Here is a 14751-nt window from a genome sequence, read left to right on the forward strand (position 1 = left end):
AAACTGAGTTTAGAACAATGAAAAACCCATTTTACGGACGATAGCGATACTTATTATGTTAAGCAATATCACCTGTTAGGTCCGTCATCGCGGATGAACAGGGTCTGAGAGAGCGGTTGGGAGGCCGGTATGGATACGATTTCAGAGAATTTTGCCGCAACAATCGACCTGAACGATCTCTGGAACGACCCTTACCCGATCTACGAGCGGCTCAGGAAAGAGGCCCCGGTCGCCTTCGTGCCGGCGGCGAACCGCTATCTCGTCACCCGCCATGCCGACATCGTTGAACTGGAGCGCAAGCCGGAGATCTTCAGCGCCCACGAGGCCAACTCCCTGATGATCCGGGTCATGGGTCACACGATGATCCGCAAGGACGGCGCGGCCCACAAGCGCGAGCGCACCGCCTGCGAACCGGCACTGAGGCCGGGCGTCGTCAAGAACAAGTGGATCCCCACCTTCCAGGCGATCGTCGACGAGCTGATCGACGGTTTCGAGAAGGACGGTGCGGTCGATCTGTTCGATCGCTTCGCCGGGCCTTGCGCCTCGCTGTCGCTGATCGCCATGCTCGGCCTGAAGGACGTCGACCAGAAGGACCTGCGCGTCTGGTCGCAGGCGATGATGGACGCAACCGGAAACTATGCCGACGACCCGAAGGTCTGGCGGCGCTCGGACGAGGCGGCGGCGGGGGTCGACGCCGCGCTCGATGTCACGATCCCCTATCTCCAGGCCCATCCGGACGAGTCGCTGATCTCCTGCATGCTGCATGCCGAGGATCCGCTGTCACGCGAGGAGATCTCGGCGAATGTGAAGGTGATCATCGGCGGCGGGCTGAACGAGCCGCGCGACGCCATCGCCACCGGAGCCTACGCGCTCCTGAAGAATGACGAGCAACGGTCTCGCGTGGAAGCCGATCCCGCCCTGTGGCGCAAGGTCTTCGAGGAAACCGTGCGCTGGGTCTCGCCGATCGGCATGTATCCTCGACAGACGGCGATCGACACAGAGCTGGCGGGCGTACCCTTGCCCGCGGGATCACGGATCGGCGTCGTTCTTGCAGCGGCCAATCGCGACGAGAGCGTCTTCGAGGATGCCGACCGCTTCGACATCGACCGGCCCAAGAAACCCCATGTCGCCTTTGGCGGCGGCCCGCATTTCTGCCTCGGCGCCTGGGCGGCCCGCGCTCAGGTCGGGGAGATCGCGCTGCCGACGCTGTTCTCGCGGCTGAAGAACCTGCGGCTCGACGAGAGCGATCCCGTGCGCTTCGGTGGCTGGGTGTTCCGCGGCCCCTTGAATCTGCCGGCGCGCTGGGACGCCTGAAACAGGCAGCACGCGCCGCATCGAGCCGGGTGAATGATCCGGCTCGTCAGCAAGCGCCGGGCTGACGCCTATCGAAGGTCTCGGCTTCGAGCGGGAAAAGAAACGGCCGTGCCGGCGCCAGCCGATTCTCGGTGTGCTGACCCGCACCAGGGAGGCCGGCGCCCCGTCAACGAAAGCCTGGCCGATCCGGTTCTCGCCTTGGCTGCGCACCCGCCCCCGCCATAGGGAACTCACTTCGAACTCGGCGAACGACCGGTCCAGCTCTTGTAGGCGCGGCCGAAAGCGGTGCTGTCGGCATAGCCCAGGACCTCGGCAACCGCGTCGAGCCGCATGTCGCCCTTGGCGAGATAGCGTTCGGCCAGCTGCATGCGGTGCTCCTGCAGAAGCTGGCGCAGCGACGAGCCCTCCTCGGCCAGCCGTCGCTGCAGGGAACGCGTCGAAAGCTGCAGCTCTCGCGCAACGGTCGCCGTCGTGACCGGGTTGTAGCCCATGTGCAGGCCGATGACGCGTAGCACCTGCTGTCGCAGGCTGCCCGTATCGTTGCTCGTCATCTGGGCGGCCTGGTTCTTGGTATGGCGCTCGATGATCGAGACGAGATCGCGATCCTCGTCGCGGAAGGGGCGCTCGGCCTCGCGGCGCTCCATGACGATGCGATTGCGGCTCTGACGAAAGCGGATCGGCGCCTGGAGAATCTGCCGGAGCTCCGCCTCGCGTTCTCCGCAATCATGCTCGCAGTGGATCTCGATCGGCTGCCAGCTCGTGCGAAAGCAGCGCCGCACCAGATGGCAAGACGCCGACAAGGAAAATTCGGCGTCCTGGACACGCGGCCAGATCTTTGCATCGCTCAGGGAATAGTTGAGGATCAGCGTGTCGCTGTGCTCGACGATGAGCTCGATATTCGTCGCCCCCTGCAGCGAATGGACATAGGCGGCGAGCCGTTCGAACGCTTCGCGAATGGTCGAGGAGACCGAGAAGAGCACGCCAGCCGGCCCGAGATCCGCCGGCGTGCAGGACGCGCCAAGACGAGCCCCGATCAGGGGATCGTTCAAAGCATGCGCCGCATCCTCGAAGATCGCGACATACCGCTTCAGGAGGATCTGGGCGTACGGATCGGTCACCTGGGCGCGGAGCAGTCCGTGCTGAGCGAGAAGCACGTCGGCGCGCGGTCCCGCCTGATCCAACCGCCTGAGAAGCGGGCCCAGCACGGATGCGCGGATCGTGGGAAGCGCGCGAACCGCAGTGCTGTTTTTTTTCGCACCACCCATGCCCTGACCTCCGTCGCGACAATTGGCGCAGATTATCGAATCTGTGGCGCATTCTGCAATGGCGGCTCGGAAATCGCCTCCATACGCTTCGTGGTTCCGGCTGAGGGAGATTACCGCGATGACGAACCGCGTTGCTGCACAGCAGCAAGATACGAGACATCTGGCGAAGAATTCGATCGGGCTTGCCCATATCGTGTTCTTCGTCGTGGCAGCAGCCGCTCCGCTGACGGCCGTCGTCGGAGCCTCCCCCGTCGCCTTCGCGTTCGGCAACGGCGTCGGCGTTCCCGGCGCTTATCTCCTGGCGGGCATTCTATATCTCGTCTTCAGCGCCGGCTTCACCGCCATGAGCCGCTATGTCGGCAATGCCGGCGGCTTCTACGCCTATATCAAGCAGGGGCTCGGCACGCCGGCGGGGATTGGCGGCGCGATGATCGCGATCGTCACCTATTACGCCGTTCAGATCGCCGTCTACGCGCTGTTCGGAGTCTTCCTGGCCGGCGCGCTCGATCCGTTCGGCATCGTTGCGCCCTGGTGGGTCTGGTCGATCGGCGCACTTGTCGTCATCTATTTCTGCGGGCGGCGCAACATCGCCTTTTCCGGCACCATCCTCGCCTACTGCATGGTGGCAGAGGTCGCGATCCTGCTGCTTCTGGACGTCGCCATCGTTCTGGCCGGCGGCGGACCCGAAGGGATCGGCTTTGCGTCCTTCGCGCCCTCGGAAATCTTTGCGCCCGGTCTCGGCGTCGCGCTGGTCTTCGTCCTTGCCTCGTTCATCGGGTTCGAGGCGACCGCGATCTTCGCCGAGGAGGCGGAAACGCCCGAACGAACGATCCCCCGCGCCACCTATATGGCCGTCACGCTGATTGCCGTGTTCTACGCTTTTTCCACCTGGGCCATCGTGCAGCATTACGGGCCGGGCCAGATCGTGGCGAGCTCCGAAGGGGCTCTCGAAACGCTGTATTTCGACGCATCCGGAGCCTTGCTCGGCGCCTGGTCGGTCGTGGTGATGAACGTCCTCTTGATCACCAGCCTCTTCGCTGCGCTCCTGTCCTTCCACAACACGATCAACCGCTACTTCTTCGCGCTTGGTCGTGAAAGCGTGGCGCCCTCCGCGCTCGGCGCGGTCCATGTCAAACATGGCTCGCCCCATGTCGCGAGCCTCGTCCAGAGCCTGATTGCGGCCGCCATCATTCTCGCCTTCGTCGTGGGCGGTCAGGATCCCTATGCGGTCGTCTTCTCCTGGATGTCCGCGCTTGCCGTCGTCGGGATCATCGCCGTCCAGGTTCTGGTCTGCCTTGCGGTGATCCGTTTCTTCCGCAAGCGGCCGGCGCTCGAGGTCGGCCCAATCCGCGCCGTGATCGCGCCGCTGGTCAGCGCGGTCGGTCTGGTGGCGGCCTTCGTCCTGGTCTCGGCGAACCTGTCGTTGCTGTCCGGATCCGACAGCCTGATCGTCGCCTCCTTCCCTTACCTGATCGTCCTCGTGGGCCTCGCCGGCGCCGCCTTCGCCATGTGGCTGCGCTCGGCCCGACCGCAGGTCTATTCCTCGCTCGGGAAGGCTTTCGAGTGATCGCTCTCAGCTCGCCAGCCCGGCCGCTCGGCCTTTCCGCCATCGCCCTTTCCGGCGCCCTCGCCGCGGCACTGGCAGCGAAGACCCACCTCCTCTGCACGCTGATCTGCGTTCACGGCCAGGACCACGACTTCAGCGCAATGGCGCAGATCTGCGACGGCTGACCGTCCGCACAGCAGCCTCAAGGACACAAGAAATCGATGACAATCCACCAGACCATCAATCATCCGCTCGACCCCCTCACGCTCGAGGAAATCAAGGCGGCAGTCGACATCGTCAGATTCGAAAAGCAGCTCGGCGAGAAGGTTCGCTTTCCGATGGTGCGGCTGGAGGAGCCGACCAAGGAAGAGCTGAAGGCCCGCTCGAACGGCAAGGCGGTCCCGCGCGAAGCCTTCGTTCTCAGCCTCGATCTCCTTAGCGGCGAATCCACCGAGGCGATTGTCGATCTCGGCGAGCGCAAGATCACCTCCTTCGAGCGCATCCCGCACGACCGCGAGCCCTACGGCCAGCCGCCGGTGATGATGGAGGAGTTCTTCCGCTGCGAGGAGATCGTGAAGGCCGACCCTGCATGGCGAAAGGCCGTCATGCGGCGCGGCCTGGAAGAGGCCGAACTCGATCTCGTTCAGGTCGATCCGTTCTCCTCGGGCTTCTTCGGCCGCGACTTCGAGAAGGGCAAGCGCATCGTCAGAGCCGTCAGCTATTGGCGCGAGGATATTCGCGACAATGGCTACGCCCATCCGATCGAGGGCGTCGTCGCCGTCGTGGACCTGATCGCGAACCGCGTGGTCGACCTGATCGACGAGGAGAAGGTCGTCCCTGTCCCGCGCAAGAAACGCAATTACGGCCGCGAGAACTTCGAGCCGAGGACGAGCGTCAAGCCGCTCGACATCGTTCAGCCCGGCGGGCCGAGCTTCAAGGTCGACGGCTGGAAGGTGGAATGGGAAGGCTGGCAGTTCCGGGTCGGCTTCACCCCGCGCGAAGGCCTTGTCCTGCACGAACTCGGCATAAAGGACGGCGACCGGTTCCGCCCGATCATCTTCAGGGCATCGGTCACGGAAATGGTCGTGCCCTATGCCGATCCCGGCGCGAACCACTACTGGAAGAGCGCCTTCGACGCCGGCGAATACGGTCTCGGGCGGCTGGCCAACACGCTGGAACTCGGCTGCGACTGCCTTGGCCACATCCATTATTTCGATGTTCCCTCCCATGACGACCTCGGCCAGCCGATGGTGATGCAGAACGCCATCTGCATGCATGAGGAGGATTTCGGGATCCTGTGGAAGCACAACGAATTCCGCAACGGGATCCACGAGGTGCGGCGCTCGCGCCGCCTGGTCGTCTCCTTCTTCGCCACCGTCGGCAATTACGATTACGGCTTCTACTGGTATCTCTACCAGGACGGCACGATCCAGCTCGAATGCAAGCTGACCGGCATCATCCAGACCTCGGCGATCGCCGATGGCGAGACGTACCCCTATGGCGGCATGGTCGACGACAATCTCGGCGGGCCGACCCACCAGCATTTCTTCAATGCGCGCCTGCACATGGATGTCGATGGCGGCGGCAATTCCGTCACCGAGACGGAGTTCGCGCCGCGCCCGATGGGCAAGGACAACCCCTATGGCAATGTCTTCGACACGCTCACCCGAACCGTGAAATCGGAACAGGACACGAGCGGCCTCGCCGACGGGGCGAACGGGCGCTACTGGAAAATCGTCAATCCCAACGTGAAGAACTCGGTCGGCAAGCCGACGGGCTACAAGATGATCGTCAATCCGAGCCCCCTGATGCTCGCAGACGAAGGTTCGACCGTGCGCCGGCGCGGCGGCTTCGCCACGCGCCATGTCTGGCTGACGCCCTTCGACGAAAAGGAGAAATACGCCAGCGGCGACTATCCGAACGTCCATCAAGGCGGCGACGGGCTGCCGAAATACGTCGCCAAGGACAGGCCGATCGAAAACGCCGATCTCGTGCTCTGGCACTCCTTCGGCCACACCCATGTGTGCAAGCCCGAGGATTTTCCGATCATGCCCGTGGAATATGCCGGCTTCATGCTGAAGCCGAACGGCTTCTTCGACCGCAACATCGCGATGGATCTCCCGCCGGACGAAAACAAGCACTCGATCGACAACCGCACCGGCAAGTCCGGCGGAAGCTGCTGCGGGAGCTGAGCCCCGCGCGGGTTGCGAGGAATGGCGTGAAATTGCCGAGGCGGCACCTCATCGCCCTTCCCACGGCCGCTCGGACAACGCTACGCGTGGGCTGGGAAGAGCCCTGCGGCCCTCGCAGGGCGGATAAACGATCATCACGGCGGGCGCGCCTGCGAAACGTGCGCTCGTCCGACCGTCATTCCCTTCAATATCGGCCGGGTTCCTGTCCCGGTCCGCGCAAGCGCGCCTCGTCTCGGCGCCAGGCCGCCGGAGACCGGCCGACCCGCTTTGTGAAGAACCGGGAGAAATAGGCCGGATCGCTGAACCCCGTCTCGTAGGCGATTTCCTCGACGGAGCGGATCGTGAAGAGAAGCAGGCGCTTGGTCTCGATCAGCCGGCGATTGAGCACCGCCTCCTTGATCGACTGACCGAGAACCTGCTTGGCGGCGCGCTCCAGCTGATAGCGCGTCGTGTTCAGCCTGCCGACGTAGTCATCGACGGTCAGAGCCTCGTGGTAGTGGCGGTCGATCGCCGCGCGGAGTTCGCTGGCGAGCCTGACCGCCGGCGTGAGATGACGAAGCTGCCGCGAGTTGGACAGACGACCGAGATAGGTCAGCGCCGCGGCGAGGAGCAAGGGCATCAGCCTGTCGTCGGCCCGGCCGTTCACCTGCTGTTCCTCGCAGATGGCGGCGATCGTCTGGTCGAGGCGCAACCACGCAGCCGGATCCTTCGTCCCGGTGACGAGATGCGGCAGGCCGAGCGGCAGCGTCGTCAACTCCGACAGCGAAGACAGAAGCGCATTGGAGATCGATATCACGATCGCATCGGCATCCGGCGCGATGGAGAATCCATGCGCGACGCCGCTCGGCACGAAACTGACCGCAGGCGCTGAAAAGTCCAAGCTCCCGTCTTCGATCCGGTAGCAGCCCGATCCGCACGTCCAATAGGTGATCTGGCCCATCTGCTCATGCATGTGAGCCCCCACCTCGCCACGATGGATCGCGTTGCGATCCCTCACCTTTTCGACGTGCAGGAAACCGACCCCGAGATCGCGCGCCGGCTCGCCATAGATGTGGAACTCGGGGATCGAAGCGCTGGCGTCAGCGGATGAGCCGGAATGTTTCATGGTCGAAAAAGTACAGGTCTTTCGCCCGTTCCGTCCATGGCTTCCTGGCCGGCGAGAGCTAAATTTAACATGATAAGATATTTGGGAGGCTTGCATGCGATCTGAGGATTTCCGGAAGGACAAGACGCGTCCATTTACCGGCGCGGAATATCTGGAGAGCCTGCGGGACGGGCGCGAGGTCTATATCAATGGCGAACGGATCAAGGACGTCACGGCGCATCCGGCGATGCGCAATTCCGCCCGCTCCCATGCCCGTCTGTATGATGCGCTGCACGATCCTGCGACCAAGGACCGGCTGACCTCGCCGACCGACACCGGCAATGGCGGCTATACTCACAAATATTTCCGCGTCGCCCGCTCCTCGCAGGATCTCGTCGCCCAGCAGGGCGCGATCGCCGACTGGGCCCGCATGTCCTATGGCTGGATGGGCCGCACCGCCGACTACAAGGCGGCGCTGATGAACACGCTGGGCGCTAATGCCGACTGGTACGGCCCGTTCAAGGACAATGCCCTCGCCTGGCACACGCGCGCCCAGGAGTCCGTGCTGTTCATGAACCATGCGATCGTCAATCCGCCGATCGATCGCGACAAGCCGGCCGATCAGGTGAAGGACGTCTTCGTCCACATCACCAAGGAGACGGACGCCGGCATCTACGTGTCCGGCGCCAAGGTCGTGGCGACCTCATCCGCGCTGACCCATTACAACTTCCTCGCCCAGAGCTCGGCGACCGTCACCGAGGACCCCTCCCTGTCGGTGATGTTCATTGTTCCGATGAATGCGCCGGGGATCAAGATGTTCTGCCGCGTCTCCTATGAGGAGACCGCCAACAGGGTGGGCGAGCCCTTCGACTATCCGCTCTCCTCGCGCTTCGACGAGAACGACGCGATCCTGGTTCTGGAGAATGTCTTCATCCCGTGGGAGGACGTGCTCGTCCTGCGCGACGCCAAGAAGATCCTCTCCTTCCACCCCGCCTCCGGCTTCATGCATGGCTATTGCTTCCAGGGCTGCACGCGCTTTGCCGTGAAGCTCGACTTCCTGGCAGGCCTTCTCGCGAAAGCCCTTCGGGCGACGGGCGGCTCGGCGTTCCGCGGCAATCAGGCAGCGCTCGGCGAGGTGATCGCCCTCAGGCACATGTTCTGGAGCTTCTCCAACGCCATGGCCCACAACCCCATCGACTGGGCGAACGGGACCAAGCTGCCGAACCTGGAGGCTGCGCTGTCCTACCGGACCTTCATGTCCGAAGCCTATCCCAGGGTCATCGAGACGGTGCGCAAGGTGGTCGCTTCCGGTCTCATCTACCTGCCCTCCTCGGCCAAGGATTTCGCCAACCCGGAGATCGACAAATATCTGTCGCAATATGTGCGCGGCTCCGGCGGCATGGGCCATATCGAGCGCATCAAGATCATGAAGCTTCTGTGGGACGCGACCGGCACCGAGTTCGGCGGCCGCCATGCGCTCTACGAGCTGAACTATGCCGGCGCGGCCGAAGAGGTGCGCTTGCAGGTCCTGAAGGGTGCCGAGCGTGGCGGGACGCTGGCCGAGATGGAAGCTCTCGTCGACCGGTGCATGTCGGACTATGACGAGAACGGCTGGACCGGCGATACCTGGCTGCCGCCGCTCGGCAGCGAGGCCCATCTGAAGGCAGCCGAGTGAGGTGCGCCATGACCGACACCGTTTCCAAGATCGAGTTCCGCGACGCGATGGCGCGCATCTGCACGCCGGTCAACATCATCACGACCGACGGTAAGGCCGGTCGCGGCGGCTTCACCGCGACCGCCGTGTGCAGCGTGACGGACGAGCCGCCGACGGTTCTCGTCTGCATGAATGCCGGTTCGGCCCAGGTCGAGACGTTCAAGGCCAATGGCCGCTTCTGCGTCAACGTCCTGACCAATGACCACACCGGTCTCGCCTCCGGCTTTGCCGGGGGCATTCGCGAGATGGAAGAGCGCTATGCCGCAGCCCACTGGGTGACGATGGACTCCGGCGCGCTGGCCCTCGACGACGCCATCGTCTCGCTCGACTGCGAGACGGCGGATATCCATCGCGTGGGAACCCACAATGTGATGATCGGCCGCGTGACGGCCCTGAGGCTCGGCGCCGCAAAAGGCCCGAACCCCCTCCTCTACATGGATCGGACCTACATGGTCCCGGCGCAGGCCGGCAGCTTCGGGGGATAGTCCGCAAGCGGTCGTTTCGTTCCGGCCGGGGAGCCTTTTCGCCTCGTGGTGCTCAAGACTGCAACACAGCCACCGCCGGCGATCAGGATCAGCGCTCGCCCGGATTCCGCGCAGCGGCCGGCGTTGCAGTCTCACGGGGCGTAATGCGCAGCGCGCGCAGCGCGTTCAAGATCACCGCGACGTCGATGGCCTCCTGCAGGAGCGCTCCCTGCACGGGCGTGAGATAGCCATAGGCGGCGGCGATCATGCCGAGCACCGAAAGGCCGATCCCCGCAACGACGCTCTCGACCGCGATCCGACCCGAGGCGCGGGCGATTTCCATGCCGGACCCCAGCCGGTCGATCCGGTCGACCAGGAGGACCACGTCGGCAGCCTCGGCGGACGCTGCCGCCCCCCGCGCCCCCATCGCCACGCCGACATCGGCGGCGGCGAGAGCCGGCGCATCGTTCACCCCGTCACCGACCATCATGACCGGGCCGTTCTTGCGCTCGGTCAGGACCAGCAGAACCTTCTGGTCGGGCGTCAGGCCGGAACGAAGCCCGTCGAGCCCCAGCCCTTGCGTCACGCGCTCGGCCACCTCGGCCCGGTCGCCGGTCGCAAGCAGAATGCGGCGGATCCCCTCTTGCCGAAGCCCTGCGAGCGTCAGGCCCACGTCTTCGCGCAGCGGGTCGGCCATCACAAGGTGCCCGGTCATCCGGCCGTCCACCGCGATGGCGACAAGGACGGAGCCTGCGGGAAGAGCGGAGCTGTCTCCCGCGCTGCGCCCGACATGCCCTGCGACGAACCCCTCGCCGCCTACGACGACCGCTCGCCCCTCGACCCGGCCGACGACGCCCTCGCCGGGCATTTCGGAGACCTCGGAGGGGACGGGCAATGCGAGACCGCGCGCTTTGGCCGCCGCAACGATGGCCTGGGCGACGGGATGCTTCGATGCCTGCTCAAGGGTTGCGGCAAGGCGCAGGATCTCGTCCTCGCCCATTCCGTCCCGGCTGTCGATCGACACAATCCGCGGCCGTCCGTCGGTCAGCGTGCCGGTCTTGTCGAGGATCAGGGTGCGGATGCGCGCCATCGCCTCGAGCGGCCCGGCGCCCTTGATCAGCACCCCGAAATGCGCCGCGCGCGAGAGGCCAGCGACCAGCGCGACCGGAACGGCGAGGATCAGCGGACAGGGCGTTGCGACGACCAGCACGGCGACGGCTCGGATCGGATCGCCGGTGAACCACCAGGCTGCGACGGCGATGGCGACCGTGACCGCAAGGAAGCCCAGCGACCATCGATCCGCCAGCCGCGACATCGGCGCCTTGGACGCCTGGGCCTCCTCGACCAGCCGGACGATGCCGGCATAGGTGCTGTCCTTGGCAGGCCGCGTCGCTGTCAGGTCGAAGGCCTCGCCCGCATTGGTCGAGCCGCTCATGGCGTCGACCCCGCGCGCCAGCCGCACCGGAAGGGATTCGCCGGTCAGGGCCGAAGTGTCCACGAAGGCCGCCTCGGATGCCACCGCGCCGTCTACCGGCACCACGTCGCCCTGCCGGATCAGGAGACGATCGCCGGGTGCGATCTTGTCGAGGGGAACGTCCTCAAGCCCGCCGCTTCGGTAACGGGCGGCGGTCCTCGGGACGCGGGACAGGAGGTCGTGCATCTCGCGCCGGGCGCGGCCTTCGGCAAAGCTTTCGAGAAAGGTGCCGCCCGAATACATCACGGCGACGACCGCCGCCGCCAGCGTCTCGCCGAAGACGAGCGCCGCCGACATGGAGAGCGCAGCAACGATATCGAGCCCCACTTCGCCGGAGCGCAAGCTGCGCAGGATCTCGACCACGAGCGCGGCAAGTGCGGGAACGACCCCGGCGATCCAGATGAGGTTCGCGATGCCGGGCCGGCCGGCGAAGTAGACTGCAAGTCCCGCGATCAGGCCCGTCGCCGCCAAGAGCAGGATAGCGGTCTTGAAGCGATCGGTCGCAGTCCGTTCCACGCGGCTCATGTCCCCCCTGCCGAGACGAGCGCCGCTGGCTCTTCGGAAAACAGACGTCCGACTCCCACGCCCCTTACGCTCCCTCCATCATCGCGCAGGAGGAACAGGGCGTCGAGCCCGCTTCTTCTCGCGAGCGCCGCGCCTCTGTCGGGACCGAGCACCATAAGCGCCGTTGCCCAGGCATCCGCCTCGGCACAGCTGCGGGCCGCCACGGTGACGGAGGCCGGCGACGCTATCAGGGGCGCGCCATGCTTGGGATCCATGGTGTGCGACAGGCGCCGTCCCTGGACTTCGACCCAGTGGCGGTAGTCGCCGGAGGTTGCAACGGCGGCGTCCTCGAGCGCGAGGATCGAATGGGGCGTTCGACGCTCGGCGTCCGGCGCCTCGACGGCGATGGTCCACGCTTCTCCGTCCGGACGCAGGCCGAGCGTGCGGATCTCGCCATCGATCCCGACAAGGGCGTTGCCGATCCCGTGGTCGCAGAGGGTCTCGGCCAGGCGGTCGACCCCGTAGCCCTTGGCGATGCCGTTGAGGTCGAGGGCGATGGGCTGGGCCTTGCGCACATGAGCGCCGTCGATCTCCAGCACCTCATGCGCCGGGCTACGCTTCGCGGCCATCGCGGCACGGATGTTCGCGGGCGCCGCGGCCTTCGGCCCGAAGCCCCAGGCCGTCACCGCATCGCCCATGCCGATGTCGAACGCTCCGCCCGAGGCGCGCCCGATCTCGAGGCCAAGGCGTAGAACGTGCAGGAGGTGCGTGGGGACTGCCACCCAATCGCCCACGGGCGCCGCGTTGAGCCGCATCAGGTCGCTGTCCGGCTGCCAGATCGACATCTGGACGTCCACTTCATCCACAGCCGCCTGAAGCGCAGCCTGGACCCCACCCTTGTTGAACCCCGGCTCCGCGAAGAAGAGCGCGGACCAGCGCGTGCCCATGGTCGGACCGTTCAAGGCGAGCCTTGTCCGGTCAGTAGACATCTTCGACATACCGTCCCTCCGCCTTCAGAACTTCCGGCGTGAGCCCGGTCGGCGCGAGGATCTCGGCCAAGGCGTCGGCCACGCCCGCCGCCATGTCGCGCCCGCCGCAGACCATCACGCGCGCTCCGTCGCATATGAGCTGCGCGACCTGGACAGCGTCGTCGCGCAGCGCGTCCTGCACGTAACGGCGCCGCGTCCCGCGCGAGACGGCTGTGACCAGCCGGGTCAGACGGCCCTCTTCCTGCCATGCGAGCATCTCCTCGCCATAGAAGAAGTCGCTATCCTCATGCCGCATGCCGAAAAACAGGTGGACGGGCCGGCGCCGCGCATTGCCGCGCACGAAGCCCGCGAGCGGCCCGATGCCCGTTCCGGCGCCGATCAGGATCAGCGGCGCCCGGCTCCGACCGGGCCGGAAACCGGGATTGCGTCGCAGGAAGGCCGTCACGGTGGAGCCCGGCTCCAGCGCCGTCAATTGGCCCGAGCAAAGCCCGCCGGGGTGCTTCTTCACGACGATCTCGATGAAGCCGTCGCGGCGGCTCGAGGCGAGGGAATACAGCCGCGGAACGGCGCCGCCCTCCGGCAGGATGCCGATCAGGTCGCCGGCTGCGAACCGGGCAAAGCCGCACCCGGTCAACCGCTGCCAGAGAGAGAGACGCGGCAGGGCGAAGCGGAGGATCGCGGTCGGGGCCTGCACCTCGGCGCCGTAGTCCCGCCGCGTGACGAGAGTCAACGTCTCGGTTTTTGGAAGGACGGGCCGATGCGACAGTTCGATGTCGATGCCGAGCGCCTCTCCGAGCGCGCGGCCCCAGCGCGCGAAGTCTTGCGGCGACTGGCGGTCGATCGTGTCGAAGGGCATGAGTTCGGGCCAGCCCTTCGACATGGCGGCCCGAGCGACGGCCTTGGCGAAGGCGCAATAGGCGGGAAAGCTGCGGTCGCCGAAGCCGAGAACGGCCAGAGGAATGTCAGGGGCGCGATCGGCAGCGCCCAGCCGGTCGAGGAACCCCTTGGCCGAGGCAGGAGCCGCACCGTCACCATAAGTCGAGGCGAGGAGGATGATCCGCTCGGCCCGACTGTAGCGTTCCGGCGCGAAGGCCGACATCGGGCCGACATGGACGCTCTGCCCCACAGCGGTCAGTGCGGCGTGCAGCGTCGCGGCGAAGCCCCATGTGCTGCCGCACTCGCTGCCGACGAGCAGGATCGTCTCCGCATATCCCGCGCGCTGATTGCCGCGGATGCGGGGCCGCCCGCGCCGGCCGGCGAGCCAGACCAGCACACCCGTCGCTCCCATCACGGGTACACCGAGCGCCATCAGACCGAGCACGAGGCCGAGCGTCGCCGCACCCTGACCGGTGTGCAGCATGTAGATGGTTTCCGAGACGTGCTCCCACCCCGTCAGGTCGGCCCATGTCAGAAGCGCGCCGTTGCCCTGGTCGAGATATCCGGTTCCCTGGTCGGTCTTCAGCGTGAAGACGTCGGTCTCATCGCCGGGATAGGGAAAGCTCAGCTCCCGCAGTTCGCCGACCGGCGTCTGCCCGAGGACAGGCATCCGATCGAGAGCGAGCCCCGTTCTCCCGCTCACCTCGGCCGGGAAGGCGGGCATAGCGCCGCCGTTGGGGAGAAGCTCGAAGGTGGAGGCCGTCATCCACAGGGCGGTGGTGGAGGAGAGGACGAGGCCGATCACGGCAATGCGGGCGATCTCGACGTGCAGCCGGCCTGCGAGCGGCCCCCGCAGGCGGGAGAACCAGCGTCGCCAGCCGCCCGTCCGCCGGGCTACCAAGGCAGCCCCCGAGAAGGCGAGGACCAGCATCGCCGCGGCGCCCGCGGCCATGGCGATGCGCCCGCCGTCCCCGAGGAACAGCGAGCGGTGGAGGTTTGTAAGCCACCGTTCGACCTGGTTAGGATCGGCCGAGGCCACGCCCTTGCCGGTCGCCGGGTCGATCACGGCCGCGCCCGGCGTTCCCTGATCGAACCAGTAGGCGGTGATCTGCCCCGACGGGGCGCGGCGGATCTGCTCGACGCCCGGATAGGCCGCCTGAATGCGGGAGGCCAGGCTGCCCACCGTCAGTCCGGCCTCCGCCTGCGGCGCGCCAATCCGTTCGGCTGCGGGGAAGACCGACAGCGCCGCGCCGCTCAGGGCGAGAATGGTGACGAGCGCGAGAGCCAGCAGACCCGGCCAGCGATGGAGTGCACGGATCATGGCCCTCA

The 14751-nt window shown here is 66.1% G+C and carries 11 protein-coding genes; 6 read left to right on the top strand and 5 right to left on the bottom strand.

Going from position 1 to position 14751, the window contains the following annotated elements:
• The first annotated feature begins 129 nt into the window (after positions 1-129).
• Positions 130-1314: a cytochrome P450 gene (locus tag LH400_RS02415; RefSeq protein WP_229151038.1), complete on the top strand. Its 1185-nt coding sequence runs from the start codon at positions 130-132 to the stop codon at positions 1312-1314.
• A 230-nt stretch (positions 1315-1544) separates the two neighbouring features.
• On the opposite strand, the gene LH400_RS02420 is transcribed toward LH400_RS02415, so the two are convergent.
• Positions 1545-2579 carry an AraC family transcriptional regulator gene (locus tag LH400_RS02420; RefSeq protein ID WP_229151039.1) on the bottom strand — a complete coding sequence of 345 codons (1035 nt, stop codon included), beginning with the start codon at positions 2577-2579 and terminating at the stop codon, positions 1545-1547.
• A 118-nt stretch (positions 2580-2697) separates the two neighbouring features.
• On the opposite strand from LH400_RS02420, the gene LH400_RS02425 reads away from it, so the two are divergent.
• The 3 genes from LH400_RS02425 to LH400_RS02435 are packed head-to-tail and all read left to right on the top strand — an operon-like array spanning position 2698 to position 6317.
• Positions 2698-4146, top strand: a complete 1449-nt coding sequence (locus LH400_RS02425; protein ID WP_229151040.1) for an APC family permease — start codon at positions 2698-2700, stop codon at positions 4144-4146.
• On the top strand, positions 4143-4310 hold the full coding sequence (locus tag LH400_RS02430) for a hypothetical protein (protein WP_229151041.1): 168 nt from the start codon (positions 4143-4145) through the stop codon (positions 4308-4310). The genes LH400_RS02425 and LH400_RS02430 overlap by 4 nt, the downstream gene beginning before the upstream one ends.
• A 36-nt stretch (positions 4311-4346) precedes the next feature.
• Positions 4347-6317, top strand: a complete 1971-nt coding sequence (locus LH400_RS02435; RefSeq protein WP_229151042.1) for a primary-amine oxidase — start codon at positions 4347-4349, stop codon at positions 6315-6317.
• 184 nt (positions 6318-6501) lie between these two features.
• On the opposite strand, the gene LH400_RS02440 is transcribed toward LH400_RS02435, so the two are convergent.
• Positions 6502-7422 carry a helix-turn-helix domain-containing protein gene (locus LH400_RS02440; protein ID WP_229151043.1) on the bottom strand — a complete coding sequence of 307 codons (921 nt, stop codon included), beginning with the start codon at positions 7420-7422 and terminating at the stop codon, positions 6502-6504.
• A 94-nt stretch (positions 7423-7516) separates the two neighbouring features.
• On the opposite strand from LH400_RS02440, the gene LH400_RS02445 reads away from it, so the two are divergent.
• Both LH400_RS02445 and LH400_RS02450 read left to right on the top strand, forming a co-directional pair.
• Positions 7517-9076: a 4-hydroxyphenylacetate 3-hydroxylase family protein gene (locus tag LH400_RS02445; protein WP_229151044.1), complete on the top strand. Its 1560-nt coding sequence runs from the start codon at positions 7517-7519 to the stop codon at positions 9074-9076.
• Positions 9077-9084: 8 nt separating this feature from the next.
• Positions 9085-9600: a flavin reductase gene (locus LH400_RS02450; protein ID WP_229151045.1), complete on the top strand. Its 516-nt coding sequence runs from the start codon at positions 9085-9087 to the stop codon at positions 9598-9600.
• An 88-nt stretch (positions 9601-9688) separates the two neighbouring features.
• On the opposite strand, the gene LH400_RS02455 is transcribed toward LH400_RS02450, so the two are convergent.
• The 3 genes from LH400_RS02455 to LH400_RS02465 are packed head-to-tail and all read right to left on the bottom strand — an operon-like array spanning position 9689 to position 14743.
• Entirely contained in the window at positions 9689-11578 is a 1890-nt protein-coding gene (locus tag LH400_RS02455; RefSeq protein ID WP_491014607.1) for a heavy metal translocating P-type ATPase, read from the bottom strand.
• On the bottom strand, positions 11575-12555 hold the full coding sequence (locus LH400_RS02460; protein WP_229151047.1) for an FAD:protein FMN transferase: 981 nt from the start codon (positions 12553-12555) through the stop codon (positions 11575-11577). Before LH400_RS02460 ends, LH400_RS02455 begins: the two co-directional genes overlap by 4 nt.
• Positions 12536-14743, bottom strand: coding sequence for a PepSY domain-containing protein (locus LH400_RS02465; protein ID WP_229151048.1), 2208 nt, complete (start codon positions 14741-14743; stop codon positions 12536-12538). The genes LH400_RS02460 and LH400_RS02465 overlap by 20 nt, the downstream gene beginning before the upstream one ends.
• Positions 14744-14751 lie beyond the last annotated feature (8 nt).

This window comes from Jiella soli (genome assembly GCF_020615385.1).
In the GTDB taxonomy this organism is placed as follows: Bacteria; Pseudomonadota; Alphaproteobacteria; order Rhizobiales; family Rhizobiaceae; genus VKMB-3413.

Bases quoted from the DNA above. Each gene is read 5' to 3' on its own strand.
- LH400_RS02425 (WP_229151040.1), top strand. From the start codon at position 2,698: ATGACGAACCGCGTTGCTGCACAGCAGCAAGATACGAGACATCTGGCG.
- LH400_RS02420 (WP_229151039.1), bottom strand. From the start codon at position 2,579: ATGGGTGGTGCGAAAAAAAACAGCACTGCGGTTCGCGCGCTTCCCACG.
- LH400_RS02450 (WP_229151045.1), top strand. From the start codon at position 9,085: ATGACCGACACCGTTTCCAAGATCGAGTTCCGCGACGCGATGGCGCGC.
- LH400_RS02445 (WP_229151044.1), top strand. From the start codon at position 7,517: ATGCGATCTGAGGATTTCCGGAAGGACAAGACGCGTCCATTTACCGGC.
- LH400_RS02465 (WP_229151048.1), bottom strand. From the start codon at position 14,743: ATGATCCGTGCACTCCATCGCTGGCCGGGTCTGCTGGCTCTCGCGCTC.
- LH400_RS02415 (WP_229151038.1), top strand. From the start codon at position 130: ATGGATACGATTTCAGAGAATTTTGCCGCAACAATCGACCTGAACGAT.
- LH400_RS02435 (WP_229151042.1), top strand. From the start codon at position 4,347: ATGACAATCCACCAGACCATCAATCATCCGCTCGACCCCCTCACGCTC.
- LH400_RS02460 (WP_229151047.1), bottom strand. From the start codon at position 12,555: ATGTCGAAGATGTCTACTGACCGGACAAGGCTCGCCTTGAACGGTCCG.
- LH400_RS02440 (WP_229151043.1), bottom strand. From the start codon at position 7,422: ATGAAACATTCCGGCTCATCCGCTGACGCCAGCGCTTCGATCCCCGAG.
- LH400_RS02455 (WP_491014607.1), bottom strand. From the start codon at position 11,578: ATGAGCCGCGTGGAACGGACTGCGACCGATCGCTTCAAGACCGCTATC.